The sequence below is a fragment of the Streptomyces sp. NPDC089424 genome (assembly GCF_044749345.1).
Taxonomy (GTDB): domain Bacteria; phylum Actinomycetota; class Actinomycetes; order Streptomycetales; family Streptomycetaceae; genus Streptomyces.
This window is the reverse complement of sequence record NZ_JBIVHU010000002.1, coordinates 941733-959094: the sequence shown is the minus strand read 5'-3', so window position 1 is coordinate 959094 and position 17362 is coordinate 941733. Positions and strand designations below refer to the sequence as shown.

The window sequence follows — 17362 nt, the reverse complement described above, 5'->3', positions numbered from 1 at the left end:
CCTCCTTTCGTCGGCGCACGCTCACAGTCGTCGGCCGATACGCGATGCGACTCGGACGAGCCGGAACCAGTAGAAGCCGTGACCCCCCAGGGTCAGCAGGTACGGCAGTTCGCCGATGGCGGGGAAGCGCACCCCGCCGAACAGCTCGACGGGATACCGGCCGGCGAACTCGCGCAGGTCCAGCTCGGTCGGCTGGGCGAACCGGGCGAAGTTGCTGACGCACAGCACCAGGTCGTCCTCGTACTCGCGCAGGAAGGCGAGCACCGCGGGGTTCGACGACGGCAGTTCGGTGTACGAGCCGAGCCCGAAGGCGTGGTTCTGCTTACGGATCTCGATCATGCGGCGGGTCCAGTGCAGCAGCGACGAGGGCGACGCCATGGACGCCTCGACGTTGGTGACCTGGTAGCCGTACACCGGGTCCATGATCGTGGGGAGGCTGAGCCGGCCGGGGTCGCAGGTGGAGAATCCGGCGTTGCGGTCCGGCGTCCACTGCATCGGGGTACGCACCGCGTCCCGGTCGCCGAGCCAGATGTTGTCGCCCATGCCGATCTCGTCGCCGTAGTAGAGGATCGGGCTGCCGGGCAGCGAGAGCAGCAGGGCGGTGAACAGCTCGATCGTATGGCGGTCGTTGTCGAGCAGAGGGGCGAGCCGGCGGCGGATGCCGATGTTGGCGCGCATCCGCGGGTCCTTGGCGTACTCCGCGTACATGTAGTCGCGCTCTTCGTCGGTGACCATCTCGAGCGTGAGCTCGTCGTGGTTGCGCAGGAAGATGCCCCACTGGCAGCCGGTCGGAATCGCGGGGGTCTTGGCGAGGATCTCGGAGACGGGATACCTCGATTCCCGCCGGACGGCCATGAAGATGCGCGGCATGACCGGGAAGTGGAAGGCCATGTGGCACTCGTCGCCGCCGGAGGCGTAGTCGCCGAAGTAGTCGACGACGTCCTCGGGCCACTGGTTGGCCTCGGCCAGCAGCACCGTGTCCGGGTACAGCGCGTCGATCTCGCGGCGGACGCGCTGGAGGAAGTGGTGCGACGCCGGAAGGTTTTCGCAGTTGGTGCCCTCCTCCGCGTAGAGGTAGGGCACGGCGTCCAGCCGGTACCCGTCGATGCCGAGGTCCAGCCAGAAGCGCAGGGCGGCCAGGATCTCCTCCTGGACGGCCGGGTTCTCGTAGTTGAGGTCCGGCTGGTGGGAGAAGAAGCGGTGGAAGAAGTACTGCTTGCGGACCGGGTCGAAGGTCCAGTTGGAGACCTCGGTGTCGACGAAGATGATGCGGGCGTCCTGGTACTGCTTGTCGTCGTCGGCCCACATGTAGTAGTCGCCGTAGGGGCCGTCGGGGTCCTTGCGGGACTCCTGGAACCACGGGTGCTGGTCGCTGGTGTGGTTCATGACGAAGTCGATGATGACGCGCATGCCGCGCTGGTGGGCGGCGTCGACGAACTCCACGAAGTCGGCGAGGTCGCCGAACTCGGGGAGCACCGCGGTGTAGTCGGAGACGTCGTAGCCGCCGTCGCGCAGCGGCGACTGGAAGAAGGGCGGCAGCCAGAGGCAGTCGACGCCGAGCCATTGCAGGTAGTCGAGCTTGGCGGTCAGGCCCTTGAGGTCGCCGACGCCGTCGCCGTTGCTGTCCTGGAAGGAGCGGACGAGGACTTCGTAGAAGACGGCACGCTTGAACCACTCGGGGTCCCGGTCCTTGGCGGGCGTGTCCTCGAAGGTGTCCGGCACGGGCTCGTTGACGGTCATGACGCTGCTGACCCTCCGTTCTGCGGCGAGACGGGCGGCCTGTGGACATGGAGCACATGGGCGGGAGCCCGGCCGGGCTCCAGGCGCACATAGTTGGTGCTGCCCCACGGATAGGCCTCACCCGTCAGTTCGTCGTGCACGGACACGGAGGCGTGCCGATCCAGGCCGAGTTGCGGCATGTCCAACGAGACCGTGGCCTCCTGGGTGTGGTGCGGGTCGAGGTTCACGACCACGAGGACGACGTCGGAGCCCGTGCGCTTGCTGTACGCGAGGACCGCGTCGTTGTCCGTGTGGTGGAAGCGGAGGTTGCGGATCCCGTGCAGGGCGCGGTGCTCGCGCCGGATCGCGTTGAGCCGGGTGATGAGGGGGGCGATGCTGTGCGGGGCGTCCCAGTCACGGGGTGTGAGCTGGTACTTCTCCGAGTGGAGGTACTCCTCGCTGCCCTCGCGCAGGGGGACGTTCTCGCAGAGTTCGTAGCCCGAGTAGACGCCCCAGGTGGGGGAGAGGGTGGCGGCCAGGACGGCACGGGCCTCGAAGGCGGGCCGGCCGCCGTGCTGGAGGTAGGCGTGCAGGATGTCGGGCGTGTTGACGAAGAAGTTCGGCCGCATGTACGCCGAGGAGGGACCGGAGAGCTCCGTGAGGTACTCCGTCAGCTCCTGCTTGGTGTTGCGCCAGGTGAAGTAGGTGTAGGACTGCTGGAAGCCGATCTGGGCCAGGGTGTGCATCATCGCGGGCCGGGTGAACGCCTCGGCCAGGAAGATCACGTCCGGGTCGGTGCGGTTCACGTCGGCGATGACCCGTTCCCAGAACACCACCGGCTTGGTGTGCGGGTTGTCGACACGGAAGATGCGCACACCGTGGGACATCCAGTGCCGCAGCACCCGCAGGGTCTCGGCGACCAGGCCGTCCATGTCCCGGTCGAAGGCCAGCGGATAGATGTCCTGGTACTTCTTCGGCGGGTTCTCCGCGTAGGCGACGGACCCGTCCGGGCGGTGGTGGAACCACTCCGGGTGCTTTTCCACCCATGGGTGGTCCGGCGAGCACTGCAACGCGAAGTCCAGCGCGATCTCCAGCCCCTGCGCCCGGGCCTGGGCCACGAACCAGTCGAAGTCCTCCAGGGTGCCCAGGTCCGGGTGGATCGCGTCGTGCCCGCCCTCGGGCGAGCCGATCGCCCAGGGCACCCCCACGTCGTCGGGGCCGGCGGAGAGGGTGTTGTCGGGGCCCTTGCGGAAGGTGGTGCCGATCGGGTGGACGGGCGGCAGGTAGACCACGTCGAAGCCCATCGCCGCGATCGCCGGCAGGCGCCGCGCGGCGGTACGGAACGTGCCGTGCGGCCGCTCCCGCGTGCCCTCGGAACGCGGGAAGAACTCGTACCAGGACCCGAACAGCGCCCGCTCCCGCTCCACCAGCAGCGGCAGTGGATCCGACGCCGTCACCAACTCCCGCAGCGGACAACGCCCGAGCACCTCGTCCACCTCCGGCGTCAGCGCCGCCGCGAGGCGGGTGGCGACCGGCAGGGAGTCGTCCCGCAGGGTCCGCGCCGCCGTCAGCAGGACCTCGCGCCCCGCGCGCTCGGGCACTTTGGCGGCGGCCCGCTCGTAGAGTTCGGCGCCCTCTTCCAGGACCAGCCCGGTGTCGATGCCCGCGGGCACCTTGATGCCGGCGGTGTGGCGCCAGGTGCTGACGGGATCGCTCCATGCCTCGACGGAGTACGTCCACAGACCCACGGCGTCCGGGGTGACCTCGGCGCCCCAGCGGTCGGTGCCGGGGGCCAGTTCGCGCATCGGTGTCCAGGGGCCGGGGCGGCCCTCGGGATCCCGCAGGACGACATTGGCTGCGACCGCGTCATGCCCCTCGCGGAACACGGTGGCCGTGACCTGGAACGTCTCTCGGGGCACGGCCTTCGCCGGGCGCCTGCCGCCCTCCACGGCGGGATGGACGTCCCGGACCGGAATGCGGCCGATGGCCTCAGTCGTACTCATGGGTCTCACCTCCGTCGTACTCAAAGCCGGGCCCCTCGGCCCGGCTCGGGATACTGCACCTGAAAAGGGGGCTAGAGCCCCGCCCGGGAACGCCGTCCCGGGGGAGAACCCCTGCGGGGTATCCGGCTCGGACGCGGTCGGCAGGTCTCGTCCAGCAGGTAGACGGCCGGCGTGGTGCGCAGATAGCGCTCGGCCGCCTCGACGGCCTCACGCGCGCAGCGCTTTCCCATCAGCACGCAGAGGGTGTAGCCCGAGTCCTCGAAGCCGGTCCGCACCGCGCTGTCGGTGGGGGCCGCGAGCGTCGCACGCTCCCAGGCCCGGTACCGCCGCAGCTGCCGCGTGACTTCGGCTCTGGCGGGTAGCAGCATGGCGCCGTTCACCTTCCGGGCGCTCGATGGGCACGTTCCCGACGGTCGGGCCGGCGGCCGCTCCCGCGAGGGGGCACGGATCCGTTACGGCGATCGAGGCACCTTCACTCATGGTGCACGTACGGCGACCCAGCGTCTTGTTAGAGCTTCAACCATCACGGTGGTGCGCTCGTGTTGCACGAATGGGCTAGCACCCGCACTGTTGTGGTGACTCGGAAGCGATCAGTGCTCACGCTTCGTGTTCGGGGATCGGCTTGCGAGGGCGAGGGTGCGAGAGCCTCGCCGGTGAGGAGCCACGATGAAGACCGCAGTGCCCTGCTACTACCACCTCGATGTGGAAGTCAGCCCGGAACGCGTAGGACAGGTGAGCCGCATCCTCGCGGCCCACCTGAAGTACTGGGACCTCGACCCGCTGGTCAAGCCCGTCTGCGGCAGCCTCGAACTGCTGCTGCAGGCCATCGACGAGCACGCGACGGACAAGCACACGTCGATCGAGATGTGGTGGAACGGCCAGCACCTGATCACCGCCGTCGGTGACAACGACCAGGAGCTCCGCCCCGACCTCGACCTGCGGGCGTGTCTGGAGCACATCGCCGCGATGAGCGACGGCTGGGGCTGCTGCGCCACCGAGACCGGCAGCAAGGTCATCTGGTTCTCCCAGCGGGCCCGCGCCGGCGAGCGCGTCCCGCTGGTGCCGAAGGCGCCCGCCCCCGATCTGCGCGAGGGGCTGCAGGTGCCCCGCGCGATGCCGGTCGCCGCCCTCGCCACACCGCTGCTGCCGGCCGACGGCGCCCTGGAGGACGCGCGGTGACGAAGAAGAAGCCGAACGGCAAGGACGGGGTGCCCGCGTGGAGCGGGCACCCCTATCCCTTGGGGGCGTCCCACGACGGCAAGGGCACGAACTTCGCGCTGTTCAGCGAGGTCGCCGAACGTGTCGACCTCGTCCTTGTGGACGAGCGCGGCATCCATCGCGACGTCCCCCTGACCGAGGTCGACGGCTTCGTCTGGCACGGCTACCTGCCCGACATCAAGCCCGGCCAGCGCTACGGCTACCGGGTGCACGGTCCCTGGCACCCGTCCGCCGGGCAGCGCTGCAACCCCGCGAAGCTGCTGCTCGACCCCTACGCCAAGGCCGTGGACGGGCAGTTCGACAACCACGCCTCGCTGTACGAGCGCGCGGCCTGCGGTCCCGACCCGGCCGACAGCGCCGGGCACACCATGCTGGGCGTGGTGACCGACCCGGCGTTCGACTGGGGCGGCGACCGCCCCCTCGGACGGCCGTACGCCGACACGGTGATCTACGAGGCGCACGTGCGCGGGCTGACCCGTACGCACCCGGACGTGCCGCCGGAACTGCGCGGCACCTACGCGGGGCTCGCCCACCCCGCCGTCGTCGACCACCTCACCTCGCTGGGGGTGACGGCGGTCGAGCTGATGCCGGTGCACCAGTTCGTGCAGGACGGCGTGCTCCAGGACCGTGGACTGGCCAACTACTGGGGCTACAACACGATCGGCTTCTTCGCGCCGCACAACGCCTACGCGGCGCACGGCACCCGGGGCCAGCAGGTCACCGAGTTCAAGTCCATGGTCAAGGCGCTGCACGCGGCCGGGCTCGAAGTCATCCTCGACGTGGTCTACAACCACACCGCCGAGGGCAACGAGAAGGGCCCCACGCTCTCCTTCCGCGGCATCGACAACGCCTCGTACTACCGCCTCGTCGACGGCGACTGGCGGCACTACTACGACACCACGGGCACCGGCAACAGCCTGCTCATGCGGCACCCGTACGTGCTCCAGCTGATCATGGACTCGCTGCGCTACTGGGTCACCGAGATGCACGTCGACGGTTTCCGCTTCGACCTCGCGGCCACGCTGGCGCGGCAGTTCCACGAGGTGGACCGGCTGTCGGCGTTCTTCGACCTGATCCAGCAGGACCCCGTCATCAGCAGGGTCAAGCTGATCGCCGAACCCTGGGACGTGGGGGAGGGCGGCTACCAGGTGGGCAACTTCCCGCCGCTGTGGTCGGAGTGGAACGGCATGTACCGCGACGCCGTACGGGACTTCTGGCGCGGCGAGGAACACACGCTCGGCGAGTTCGCGTCCCGGCTGACCGGCTCCTCCGACCTGTACCAGCACAGCAGGCGCCGCCCCCGAGCCAGCGTCAACTTCGTCACCGCGCACGACGGCTTCACCCTGCGCGACCTCGTGTCGTACAACGACAAGCACAACGAGGCCAACGGCGAGGGCAACCGGGACGGCGAGAGTGCCAACCGGTCCTGGAACTGCGGCGCCGACGGCGACACCCACGACGTGGGGGTGCTCGCCCTGCGCGCCCGTCAGCAGCGCAACTTCCTCGCCACCCTGCTGCTGTCACAGGGCATCCCCATGCTCAGCCACGGCGACGAGATCGGACGCACCCAGCGCGGCAACAACAACGCCTACTGCCAGGACAACGAGGTCTCCTGGATCGACTGGCGGCTGACCGGGCAGCAGCGGGACCTGCGGGACTTCACGCGCTACGTGATCGCGCTGCGGGCCGCCCACCCGGTGCTGCGCCGACGGCGCTTCTTCCGGGGCGAGACGGTCCGGCACGCCGGGCAGCCGCTGCCGGACCTGGTGTGGCTGCAGCCGGACGCGACCGAGATGGCGGACGAGGACTGGCAGCGCTCCGACGCGCACACCGTCGGCGTGTTCCTCAACGGCGACGCCATCGCCGAACCCGACGCCCACGGGTGCCGCGTGGTCGACGACTCCTTCCTGCTGCTGCTCAACAGCTACTGGGAGCCGGTGGACTTCCGGCTGCCGGACCGCGCGTACGGCGAGCACTGGACCACCCTCATCGACACCGCCGATCCCCAGGGGCCGCCGGACGAGACCGAGCACAAGGCGGCCACCGTCCTCACGGTGGAGGCGCGCAGCCTCGTCCTGCTGTCCCGGCCGTCACGGAGCACGCGGCCCTCGGGCTCCTAGGAGGCGAGAACGCCGGGGGCCCTCATGGCTCCCGGCGCGACGTCACCGTGAACTGCGCCCCGTCGGGGTCGCGCAGCACGGCCTCCTCGGTGTGCAGACGCAGCACACTGCCGCCGTTGTGTTCCGCCGCCCGGGCGCAGGCCGCCACGTCGCCGACGGCGAAGTGGATCTGCCAGTGCGGCCGGATCGTCGGATCGGGAGCCGCCCCGAGGGCGCCGGACTCGATGCGGGCCACCACGTCGCCGCCGCTGCGCAGGACGACCTCCTCGCCCTCGTAGTTGATCTCGCAGCAGCCGCGGGTCGCCGAGGCCCACTCCAGGACCTCTCCGTAGAAGATCGCGGCGTCGAACGCGTCCCGGGTGTGCAGCCGGATGAAGGCCGGCGCGGCGCGGTGCCAGGTCTCCCAGTCGGTGACCAGCTCGCCCTCCCAGATGCCGAAGGTCGCTCCGTCGCGGTCGGCGAGCAGCGCCGCCCGGCCGGGCGGCAGCGAGATGGGCCCCACCGCCGCCGTGCCGCCGCGCTCCTGTGCTCTGGCCACCGCCAGGTCCGCGCTGGGGACGGCGAAGTAGGGCGTCCAGGCGACCGCCATCTGCCACATCGCGGCCACCGCGGCGATGCCGGCCACCGGCGCGCCGTCGACGACCGCGATCCGGAAGTGGTCGCCGAGCTTGGCCTTCCGCCACTCCCAGCCCAGTACGGCGGTGTAGAACTCCTCGGTGACGCGCACGTCGCGGCTGGTGAGGCTCACCCAGCAGGGCGCACCGAAGGCGTCACTCGTGGAGACCACGTCCGTCGCACGGGCCGTGGGTGTCGTGTCATGTTGCATGGCAGTCGTCCTGGTCTCGTCGACCGGCAGCCACCGGTTCGACACCAGTGTCCAACCGGAACCGGTCATGGCGCCTGCCGAGTACCCCGGTGGCAGCGGTCAGTCCCGGTGGGGAGGATGGGGGAATGGCAGGAATACCGCACGAGCCCGCCGGTGACACCGACCGGCTCCGGGCCTTGGAGGACGAGATCGTCCAGCTCAAGGAGGCTGTCTGCTCGCATGCCGTCGTCGACCAGGCGATCGGCATGATGGTGGCACTCGGAAGGGTGACGCCGGACGAGGGATGGGCGGTGCTGAAGGACGTCTCGCAGCACACCAACACCAAGCTCCGCACGGTCGCGGAGCTGGTGCTGATCTGGGGCCGCGACGGGGAGATGCCTTCGGAGATCCGTGCCGAACTGGAGGACGCCCTGGACCGCCACGGTCCGACACAGATCCCCGGCGCCCCTGCGGAGTGACGCCGGCGGCTTCCCCCGGCCGCCTCAGCGAGGTGTCCCCGCGACGAGTTCCTCGCGCAGCCTGGCGAAGCAGGCGCTGAGCAGCCGGGAGACGTGCATCTGCGAGATGCCCAGCTGCTGGGCGATGCAGCTCTGCGTCATCCCCTGGAAGAAGCGCAGATAGAGGATGGTCCGCTCGCGCTCGGGCAGGGCCTGGAGACAGGGCGCCACCGCGACGCGGTCCACCACGATGTCGTAGCTCGGGTCCAGCCCGCCGAGCGCGTCGGCGAGGGCGTAGCCGTCGGTCCCGGGCATCTCGGCCTCCAGGGACAGCGCGGTGAAGCACTCCAGGGCCTCCATGCCGGTGCGCACCTCGTCCTCGCTGAGGTCCGCGTACGCGGCGATCTCGGCGATGGTGGGGGGACGGCCGGGGGTCGTCTGGGAGAGCTCCTTCGTGGCGCGCCGCACCCTGTTGCGCAGGTCCTGGACGCGACGGGGGACGTGCAGCGTCCACATGTGGTCTCGGAAGTGGCGCTTGATCTCGCCCGTGACCGTCGGTACGGCGTACGCCTCGAAGGCGCGGCCGCGTTCGGGGTCGTAGTGGTCGACGGCCTTGACCAGACCGAGGGCGGCGACCTGGTACAGATCCTCCAGGGCTTCGCCACGGCCCCGGAAACGCACGGCGATCCGCTCCGCCATGGGCAGCCAGACCCGGACCAGTTCGTCCCGCAGGGCCTTGCGTTCGGGACCGTCCGGCAGCGCACGCAGGCGTACGAAATCGGCGGCCGTGTCAGGAGCGTCGTCGTGGGGGTGTTGCTTCGTTCTGCTGGCGGTACGCATCTGCGCGCCTCCCTCAGCAGGTGCCGGGTGGACAGACACCGTGGGTGGCGCGCCCGGACCCTTGCACACAGGAAGCCGTGCGGGAGCGACATCGCGGTCCCACGGACGTGCCTCCTGTCCGAAGCACTCAAATAGGTCTTCCCGTAATAAACACACACGAAACGCACTTCAGGTATGCGATGTGGTCGAAAGGTGTTCCCCCGGGCTTGACTCCTCCTTGAACCCTTTAGCTCCGACACAGAGGTACCGTCGAAGCGTGGACGTCGACGGCAGACTGCACCAGGGCGACGACGAGAGGGCGGAGACCTTCCCGGAGGAGCTCGCCGACGCGCTCGTCGGCGTCCAGCGGCTGATCCGGCGCCGACTGCGTGCCGAGATGCCCCTCGCCCCCCTGCGCGGCGCCGAGGTCGAGCTGCTGCGCCTGGTCGCCGCGCGCCCCGGTATCGGCGTCTCCGACGCGGCCAGGGAGCTGTGCCTGGCGGGCAACTCGGTCTCGACGCTGGTCAACCAGCTGGTCCGGCAGGGATGGCTGGTCCGCGGGACCGACCCCGCCGACCGCCGGGCCGCCCGCCTGTTGCCCACCCCGGCGGCCGAGGAACGCCTCGCCGCCTGGCGGCGCCGGCGCGCCGACCTGGTGCGCCGGCAGCTCGCCCTGCTCGACGCGGCGGACCGCGACGCGCTGCGCGCCGCCGTCCCGGCCCTGCGGAAGCTGGCCGTCACCCTGCGGGAGGAGGCCGATCAGCCATGACCGACGGTGCCGACGAGGCCGCCCTCACCTGTACGGGGCTCGTGTACGCCTTCGGCGGCACGAGGGCCGTCGACGGACTCGACCTCACGGTGCGCGCGGGCGAGGTCTTCGGACTGCTCGGCCCCAACGGCGCCGGCAAGACCACCGCGATCCGCTGCGTCACGACCTTGCTGCCGGTGCCCGCCGGGGCGGTCCGCGTCTTCGGCCACGACGCCGCCGGCGACCGGACGGCGGTACGGCGGCTGCTCGGCTACGTCCCCCAGCAGCTGTCCGCCGATGCGGCGCTCACCGGACGGCAGAACGTCGCCCTGTTCGCCCGGGTCTTCGACGTGCCGCGCCGTGAACGCGCCGAACGCGTCCGCCAGGCCCTGACGGCCGTCGGTCTCGCCGACGCCGCCGACCGGCTCGCCGGCACCTACTCCGGCGGCATGGTGCGCCGGCTGGAACTGGCCCAGGCACTCGTCAGCGCTCCGCGACTGCTGATCCTCGACGAACCGACGATCGGTCTCGACCCGATCGCCCGAACGGGTGTCTGGGAACAGATCGACGCCGTCCGTGCCGCCACCGGTATGACGGTGCTGGTCACCACGCACTACATGGAGGAGGCCGACCAGTACTGCGACCGCGTCGGCCTGATGCACCGCGGGCGCGTCCGGGCCCTCGGTACCCCGGCCGAGCTGCGCCAGGGGCTCCGCGAGCGGCTGCGCGCCGACACCCTTCCCACCCTCGAGGACGTCTTCCGCGCCGTCGCCGGCAGCGGACTCGACGAGAGGCCGGACGAGAGGTCAGGAGAGTTCCGCGATGTCCGAAGCACCCGCCGCACCGCCCGCCGCGTCGGCTGACCGCGACCTCGGCCTGCTGCTGCGACCGCCTCCCGCCAGGCCCGCCTGGCGGCTGCTGCCCGCCCGGGTCGCCGCGATGTGCGTCGTCGAGCTGCAGAAGCTCAGCCACGACCGCACCGAGCTGTACACCCGCGCCGTCCAGCCGGCCCTCTGGCTGCTGATCTTCGGTCAGACCTTCACCCGGCTCCATGTGATCCCGACCGGCGGCGTCCCCTACCTCGACTATCTGGCGCCGGGGATCATCGCCCAGTCCGCGATGTTCATCGCGATCTTCTACGGCATCCAGATCATCTGGGAGCGGGACGCCGGCGTCCTCAGCAAACTGCTGGTCACTCCTACCCCGCGCCCGGCACTGATCACCGGCAAGGCCTTCGCGTCCGGTGTGAAGGCGCTGATCCAGGCCATGGTCGTGATCGTCATCGCGGCCGCGCTCGGCGTGGCCCTGACCTGGAACCCGCTCCGGCTGCTGGGCGTCGCGGGGGCCGTCGTCCTCGGCTCCGCCTTCTTCTCCTGTCTGTCGATGACCATCGCGGGCGTCGTCCTCAGCCGCGACCGGCTGATGGGCTTCGGGCAGGCGATCACCATGCCGCTGTTCTTCGGTTCCAACGCGCTGTACCCGCTGTCGGTCATGCCGGGCTGGCTCCGCGCCGTCAGCGAGGTGAACCCGCTCAGCTACCAGGTGGACGCGCTGCGAGGACTGCTGCTGGGCACGCCCGCACATCTCGGGACGGACTTCGCGGTGCTGGCGGTCGCCGCCGCGCTCGGCATCGCCGCCGCCTCCTCACTGCTGGGGCGGCTGGCACGCTGACCCGGGGCGCGAACGTGATGTGCGGCACGCCCGGGACGAGGCCCGAACGGATTCTCCCTGCGCACGGCTTGATCAGCGATCACACGCGGGAAATCCCTGGCCACAGCCCATTCCGCCCATTTGACACTGCGCTGAGCCCACGGATAGGAAGCAGCTTCGAGAGGTCGAGAGGTGGAGCGTGTACGAGCCGAACGTGGTCGGGGACTGGCAGGAGTACGACGAGCATGCCGGTCTGCGCGTTCGTGTCCACGGTCTTGAACGGGCCGAGCCGCCCCGCGGACGCGACGACGCGGCCGAGGGACTCGCGTACTTCCGGCTGCGGGTGACCGTGGAGAACCGCGGTGAGGAGCGCTTCGGCATCCACCTGGAGGACGGCCAGATCGACGTACGCATCGGCCCCGACGGCGAGAGCGCGTTCGTGGACTGGCGCAACTCACAGTTCATCGAGGGCTACGACGTCTACCCGCTGCGCCGGGCCACCGCCGTGATGTACGGGGCGGGACCCGAGGCGGCGCTCGGACAGGTGGACGTCCAGATCCAGATGCGGGTGGACGACGACTGGGCCGACCGCCGGCTCTGGACGGGCGGCATCGGACTGGACGAGTCCACCCCGTGCGCCCCGGCCGGGGCCGGCCGCGAGAGCCTCGCCCACCAGGTGAGCAACTTCCTGCGCGACCAGGCCGAGGAGGGCACCGCCTGACGGCGGTCGGCCGGAGCCGTCAGTGCGGGATGCCGTCGATGATCTCGCGGGCACCCTGACGCAGCAGGGCCACGGCGACCGACGTGCCGAGGGTGGCCGGGTCCAGCCGCCCCGCCCACTCGTGCGCGTTCAGACGGACCTTGCCGTCCGGGGTGAACACGCAGGCGCGCAGGGAGAGTTCGCCGTGGTCGATGCGCGCGAACCCGGCGATCGGGCTGTTGCAGTGCCCTTGCAGCACATGCAGGAACATCCGCTCCGCCGTCGCCTCCCGGTGGGTGGCGGGGTCGCCGAGCACGCTGACCGCGTCGATCAGGTCGCTGTCGCCCTCGCGGCACTGCAGGGCGAGGATGCCCGCGCCGATGGGCGGCATCATCACCTCGGGGGAGAGGACCTCGCTGATCACGTCCTGGCGGCCGAGGCGCTCCAGACCGGAGACGGCCAGCAGCAGGGCGTCCGCGTCACCGGCGGCGAGCTTGTCCAGCCGCCGGCCCGCGTTGCCGCGGAAGGGCACGCACTCCAGGTGCGGATGCGTGGCGGCCAGCTGGGCGACACGGCGCACCGAGGAGGTGCCGATGCGGGTGCCGGCCGGCAGCTCGTCCAGGGTCAGCCCACCCGGATGCACCAGCGCGTCACGGATGTCGTCGCGCTTCAGGAACGCCGCGAACACCGTCCCGGCCGGCAGCGGACGGTCGGCGGGCACGTCCTTGACGCAGTGCACCGCGAGGTCGGCCTCGCCGGCCAGCAGCGCCGCGTCGACCTCCTTGGTGAACGCGCCCTTGCCCTCGACCAGGGAGAGATCACCGAGCCACTTGTCACCGGTGGTCTTCACCGGGAGCACCTCGGTTCTCACCCCGGGGTGACGGGCGGTCAACTCGGCCTGCACGCGGGCCACCTGGGCGAGCGCCATCGGGGAGTCGCGGGAGACGATGCGGATCAATGCGGGGACCGGCATGCGGACACGATAGACCGTCACCGGCCCCCGCCGCGCACGAGCGCGTATGTCAGGCGTTGGGATCGAACGCGATGCCGGACGGCTTGGCCGAGGCCAGGTGGGAGTTGAAGCTGGCGTCCTTCAGGCCGAAGTTGGCGCTGCCGAAGTTGTACGACGACAGCTTGTCCCGCACGCCCGCCGGGTAGCCGTTCCAGCCGACCAGCGTCGGGTACTGCCAGGTCCCCTTGTGGTTCTCCGGCGGCTCGTCGTTGGAGTTGGCGGCACGGAAGCAGTGCGTGCTGATGCCGTCCTTGTGGTAGACGACCTTCGCGTGCGTGCCCTCGAAGCGGATCGCCGAGGCGTTGTGCACGGTGAAGGAGCCGTGGTTGGAGGTCGAGACGTACTTGACCTGGTTGTCCTGCACCCACACCACGACGTGCTCCCAGTCGTGGCGGTGCCCGCCGAGGCTGGTGCCCGGCAGGGCCTGGTCCTTCTCGAAGTACAGGCCGTACACGATGCCGCACCAGCCGTTGTTGCACTTGTAGCGGGAGTAGCTGTTCGTGTTGTCGAGGTCCGAGGCGTCCCGGCAGTTGCCGTTCAGCGCCCCGGTCGGGTTGAGGCCGGAGTTGACCGTGCCGTCGGCGCTGATCGCGGGGGTCGCGTAGCAGCCGTCGGTGTCGTAGTCGAAAGCCGGCTGGAAGGTGCGCTCCATGCTGTCGGCGTTGCCGGGCAGCGCCGGCGGCGGGGCGGCGAATGCGGTGGCGGGAAAGGCTATGACGACCGCGGCGGCACCACCGAGCACGGTGAGCCATCTCCTGCGGTGCACGACGGACTTCTGCGACGACACTGCGTCCTCCTCCTGGTTCGGGCGCAGCCCAAGGGCTGTGGGGGGAAAGGCAGTTCAGCTTCCCGGGAATGCCCGTCCGCGCCAAGAGGTCACAGGCGTCCCGTTGGTGAAGGACAGCCCAATAGTTGTCTGCTGAATCGACGTCAGCCGAGGTGTTCCGGCAGATCGGCCGTGGACTCCTCGGGCGTCAGGTCGGGCCGCAGCCGCAGCCAGGACGGCTGGCGCAGCAGCCCGGCCCGGGTACGCGTGCTGTAGCGGACCTCGCCCACCAGCCGGGGCAGCACCCAGCGCGCGCCCGGCGCGGGCGGCACCGGGTCGAAGGGGCAGACGTCGCTGGCGTGCTCGCGCAGCAGCGCCGCGAGCTCGATCCGTTCGGCCTCGCTCCAGCCGGTGCCGACGCCGCCGACGTAGCGCAGCCGTCCGGCCGCGTCGCGCTGGCCGACCAGCACCGCGCCGGGCAGACCGGTCAGCCGTCCCTTGCCCGGCTGCCAGCCGCCCACCACGACGTCCTCGCCGCGCATGTTGCGGATCTTGATCCAGGCGCGGGAGCGCACCCCTGGCTCGTACACCGAGTCCAGCCGCTTGCAGACCAGGCCCTCCAGACCGTGGTCGACGGTGGCCTGGAGGGCCTGGGCGCCGTGGCCCACCAGCGCGCCCGGCGTGGACCAGAACGGTCCGGCCAGGCCCAGCTCCTCCAGCCGGGCGCGCCGCCGGGCGTAGGACAGCCCGGTCAGGGAGTGCCCGGCCAGGTGCATCACGTCGAACAGCACCAGGTGGACCGGCACCTGGGCCGCCCGGCGCGCCGCCCGGGCGGGGGAGTGGGCGAGGCCCATACGGGACTGGAGCAACTGGAAGTCGGCGCGCCCCCGTTCGTCCAGGGCCAGCACCTCGCCGTCCAGCACCGCGGCCGTGGAGCCGAGGGCGGCACCGAGCGGCAGCAGTTCGGGGTAGGCGCCGGTGATCTCCTCTCCCGACCTGGCGCGCAGCACGAGGCTTCCGTCGCCGGGGAGATACACCACCGCGCGCTGGCCGTCCTGCTTGGTCTCGTACGCCCAGCGCGCGTCCTGGGTGGCGGGCGGCAGGGCGCCGGGGGTGGCGAGCATGGGGGCGATCAGCGGCAGGGTCACGGCTTGAGATGTCGACGGGGCGGGGCGGCGCCACGCGCCCCGCCCGCAGGTTTCCCCTGAACGGAGGGCGGGGTCAGAGTGCCGCGGACGGCGGCGGCATGGCTCCCGCCAGCCCCGACTGGTAGGCGATGACAACCAGTTGGGCGCGGTCCCGGGCGCGCAGCTTCGTCATCGCCCGGTCCACGTGGGAGCGCACGTCGGGCGGGCTGATCGCGAGCTTCTGCGCGATCTCCGCGTTGGTCCGGCCCTCGGCCACCCGGCCCAGCACCTCGCGCTCCGCCGCGGTCAGCGCGGCGAGGTCCTCCGGGGACGCGAGCCGGGCGCCCTTCTCGGGAGCGGACAGGAAACGGCTGATCAGGGCGCGGGTGGCGAGCGGGGAGAGCAGGGACTCGCCGGCCGCCACGGTCCGGACGCCGTCGAGCAGCGCGTCGGGGGTGGCCTCCTTGCCGAGGAATCCGCTGGCCCCGGCCGTCAGCGCCTCGGCGACGTCCTCGTCGATCTCGGACGTGGCGAGGACGAGCACCCGGGTCGCGGACAGCTCGGGGTCGGCGCAGATGGCGGAGGTGGCGGCCAGTCCGTCGCTGCCGGGCAGGCGGATGTCCATCAGGACGACGTCGGGCCGGTGGGCCCTGGCGAGCTCGATCGCCCGGGCGCCGTCGACGGCCTCGCCGACCACCTCCATGTCGTCGCAGGAGTCGATCAGGATCCGGAAGGCGGCCCGCAGCAGGGCCTGGTCGTCGGCGAGCAACACGCGGATGGTCATGAGGTGCGTCTTCCCTTGCCTGGGGAGCGGGGGTGCCGCGGCGGCACGGTGGTGACCTCGTCGGTGACGTGATCCCTCGTCCCATGGTGGGCGATCTCCCCCGATAAGGCCGCTCGGCTTCGCCCGCCGACGGCACATGTCATCCGCGCGAGGTACCCCGCCCCGACACGCGGCCCACCGTGTCCCCGACGCCGCTCCCGGCCCGACCACCGCCCCCGGTCAGGACCCGAGCCCTCCCTCGCCCCTGGGTGCGACCTGAGCGCGCCAACGCCGCCGGGCGGGACCCGAGCCGGTCACTGCCCCGGGTGTGACCGTGAGCGCGCCCTCGCCCCTGGGTGTGACCTGAGCCGGTCACTCCCTCGGGTGTGACCTGAGCGCGCCACCGCCCCCGGGTGGCACCCCGAGCCAGGCCTCGCCCTGGGCGGGATCCGGGCGCGCCACCGCCCTGGGCGGGACCCGAGCCCGCCCTCGCCCCGGGGCGGACCCGAGCGCGCCCTCGCCCCCAGGCGGGACCCGAGCGCGCCCTCGCCCCTGGGTGTGACCTGAGCGCGCCCTCGCCCCCAGGTGCGACCCGAGCCGGTCCCCCCTGGAGCGACCTGAGCCTGGCCACTGCCCTCCGGTCGCGACCCGAGCCGCCCCTCCCGAGCTCGACCTGAGCCGGTCACCGCCCCCCGAGCGCGACCCGAGCCGGTCACCGCCCCCCACCTGCGGTTGCGTAGGCTCCGACGCAGGAAGGTGTGGTGGTGAGCATGGCCGGCAGGACGGCACGGGCGCAGCAGGCCGACGCGACGCGGGAGCTGATCCTCACCGCCGCCGAGCGGCTCTTCGCCGAGCGCGGCGTGTACGCCGTGTCCAACCGGCAGGTCAGCGAGGCCGCGGGCCAGGGCAACAACGCCGCCGTCGGCTATCACTTCGGCACCAAGGCCGACCTGGTCCGCGCCGTCGCCGCCCGGCACGACGCCCGGATCGAGGACGGCCGCGCCCGCATGCTCGCCGAGGCGGGCGACTCGACGGACGTGCGCGACTGGGTGGCCTGTCTGGTGCGGCCGGTCACCGGGCATCTGGCCGAGCTGGGCAGCCCCACCTGGTACGCGAGGTTCTGCGCGCAGGTGATGACCGACCCCGCCCTGTACCGGATCATGGTCGAGGAGTCGCTGACCTCGCCGTCGCTGCGGGAGATCCGCGACCGGCTGCTCCGGTGCCTGCCGGAGCTGCCCGCCGAGGTGGGCGCGGAGCGTGCGGCGATGGCACGTCACCTGATCCTGCACACCTGCGCCGAACGCGAGCGCGCCCTCGCCGAGAACACCCCGACCCCGAGGCGGAGCTGGCACGACGCCGCGACCGGTCTGATCGACGCCATCGTCGCCATGTGGACGGCCCCCGTCACCCCGAGCCGCTGACGCGGCGGACCGTGCCGCGGACCGCGAAACGGA

At 71.4% G+C, this 17362-nt stretch carries 17 protein-coding genes; 8 read left to right on the top strand and 9 right to left on the bottom strand.

Annotated features, from left to right (window positions below):
* Nucleotides 1–21: 21 nt before the first annotated feature.
* The 3 genes from treS to ACIP2X_RS11875 all read right to left on the bottom strand — a co-directional run bounded on the left by treS (nt 22) and on the right by ACIP2X_RS11875 (nt 4090).
* Nucleotides 22–1740 (bottom strand): maltose alpha-D-glucosyltransferase, encoded by a 1719-nt coding sequence (gene treS, locus ACIP2X_RS11885; RefSeq protein WP_401670813.1) that lies wholly within the window; start codon nt 1738–1740, stop codon nt 22–24.
* A complete protein-coding gene (locus ACIP2X_RS11880) occupies nt 1737–3722 on the bottom strand; it encodes an alpha-1,4-glucan--maltose-1-phosphate maltosyltransferase (protein WP_401670811.1) in 1986 nt (661 codons plus the stop codon). Before ACIP2X_RS11880 ends, treS begins: the two co-directional genes overlap by 4 nt.
* A 71-nt stretch (nt 3723–3793) precedes the next feature.
* Entirely contained in the window at nt 3794–4090 is a 297-nt protein-coding gene (locus tag ACIP2X_RS11875; protein WP_401670808.1) for a DUF5133 domain-containing protein, read from the bottom strand.
* A 298-nt stretch (nt 4091–4388) separates the two neighbouring features.
* Between ACIP2X_RS11875 and ACIP2X_RS11870 the strand changes: the two genes are divergently transcribed.
* Nucleotides 4389–4901, top strand: coding sequence for a pep a2 (locus tag ACIP2X_RS11870; protein ID WP_401670805.1), 513 nt, complete (start codon nt 4389–4391; stop codon nt 4899–4901).
* A complete protein-coding gene (gene glgX / locus ACIP2X_RS11865; protein WP_401670802.1) occupies nt 4898–7060 on the top strand; it encodes a glycogen debranching protein GlgX in 2163 nt (720 codons plus the stop codon). The genes ACIP2X_RS11870 and glgX overlap by 4 nt, the downstream gene beginning before the upstream one ends.
* Before the next feature lie 22 nt (nt 7061–7082).
* On the opposite strand, the gene ACIP2X_RS11860 is transcribed toward glgX, so the two are convergent.
* Nucleotides 7083–7886, bottom strand: coding sequence for a VOC family protein (locus ACIP2X_RS11860; RefSeq protein ID WP_401670799.1), 804 nt, complete (start codon nt 7884–7886; stop codon nt 7083–7085).
* 125 nt (nt 7887–8011) lie between these two features.
* Between ACIP2X_RS11860 and ACIP2X_RS11855 the strand changes: the two genes are divergently transcribed.
* Nucleotides 8012–8344 carry an ANTAR domain-containing protein gene (locus ACIP2X_RS11855; protein WP_401670796.1) on the top strand — a complete coding sequence of 111 codons (333 nt, stop codon included), beginning with the start codon at nt 8012–8014 and terminating at the stop codon, nt 8342–8344.
* A 24-nt stretch (nt 8345–8368) separates the two neighbouring features.
* Here the strand turns inward: ACIP2X_RS11855 and ACIP2X_RS11850 are convergent, their stop codons facing one another.
* Nucleotides 8369–9163 carry an RNA polymerase sigma factor SigF gene (locus ACIP2X_RS11850; protein WP_401670795.1) on the bottom strand — a complete coding sequence of 265 codons (795 nt, stop codon included), beginning with the start codon at nt 9161–9163 and terminating at the stop codon, nt 8369–8371.
* Between the two features lie 256 nt (nt 9164–9419).
* Here ACIP2X_RS11850 and ACIP2X_RS11845 point away from each other — a divergent pair, with 256 nt between their 5' ends.
* The 4 genes from ACIP2X_RS11845 (at nt 9420) to ACIP2X_RS11830 (ending at nt 12261) form a co-directional block, all read left to right on the top strand.
* On the top strand, nt 9420–9911 hold the full coding sequence (locus ACIP2X_RS11845; protein ID WP_401670792.1) for a MarR family winged helix-turn-helix transcriptional regulator: 492 nt from the start codon (nt 9420–9422) through the stop codon (nt 9909–9911).
* Nucleotides 9908–10753, top strand: coding sequence for an ABC transporter ATP-binding protein (locus ACIP2X_RS11840; protein WP_401670789.1), 846 nt, complete (start codon nt 9908–9910; stop codon nt 10751–10753). The genes ACIP2X_RS11845 and ACIP2X_RS11840 overlap by 4 nt, the downstream gene beginning before the upstream one ends.
* Nucleotides 10713–11561, top strand: coding sequence for an ABC transporter permease (locus tag ACIP2X_RS11835; RefSeq protein WP_401670786.1), 849 nt, complete (start codon nt 10713–10715; stop codon nt 11559–11561). The genes ACIP2X_RS11840 and ACIP2X_RS11835 overlap by 41 nt, the downstream gene beginning before the upstream one ends.
* Before the next feature lie 178 nt (nt 11562–11739).
* Complete coding sequence (locus ACIP2X_RS11830) at nt 11740–12261, top strand: hypothetical protein (protein WP_401670784.1); 522 nt, start codon at nt 11740–11742, stop codon at nt 12259–12261.
* A 19-nt stretch (nt 12262–12280) separates the two neighbouring features.
* Here ACIP2X_RS11830 and hemC read toward each other — a convergent pair whose 3' ends face one another.
* The 4 genes from hemC to ACIP2X_RS11810 all read right to left on the bottom strand — a co-directional run bounded on the left by hemC (nt 12281) and on the right by ACIP2X_RS11810 (nt 15929).
* Nucleotides 12281–13213 (bottom strand): hydroxymethylbilane synthase, encoded by a 933-nt coding sequence (gene hemC, locus ACIP2X_RS11825; RefSeq protein WP_401670781.1) that lies wholly within the window; start codon nt 13211–13213, stop codon nt 12281–12283.
* A gap of 49 nt (nt 13214–13262) precedes the next feature.
* The gene (locus tag ACIP2X_RS11820) at nt 13263–14039 is read right to left on the bottom strand and encodes an NPP1 family protein (protein ID WP_401670778.1); all 777 of its coding nucleotides are present in this window, start codon (nt 14037–14039) and stop codon (nt 13263–13265) included.
* 143 nt (nt 14040–14182) lie between these two features.
* Nucleotides 14183–15166 (bottom strand): ATP-dependent DNA ligase, encoded by a 984-nt coding sequence (locus ACIP2X_RS11815; protein WP_401670775.1) that lies wholly within the window; start codon nt 15164–15166, stop codon nt 14183–14185.
* A 73-nt stretch (nt 15167–15239) separates the two neighbouring features.
* Nucleotides 15240–15929 carry a response regulator gene (locus tag ACIP2X_RS11810; RefSeq protein ID WP_401670772.1) on the bottom strand — a complete coding sequence of 230 codons (690 nt, stop codon included), beginning with the start codon at nt 15927–15929 and terminating at the stop codon, nt 15240–15242.
* Nucleotides 15930–16678: 749 nt separating this feature from the next.
* On the opposite strand from ACIP2X_RS11810, the gene ACIP2X_RS11805 reads away from it, so the two are divergent.
* Nucleotides 16679–17329 carry a TetR/AcrR family transcriptional regulator gene (locus tag ACIP2X_RS11805; protein WP_401670770.1) on the top strand — a complete coding sequence of 217 codons (651 nt, stop codon included), beginning with the start codon at nt 16679–16681 and terminating at the stop codon, nt 17327–17329.
* The last annotated feature ends 33 nt before the right edge of the window (nt 17330–17362 follow it).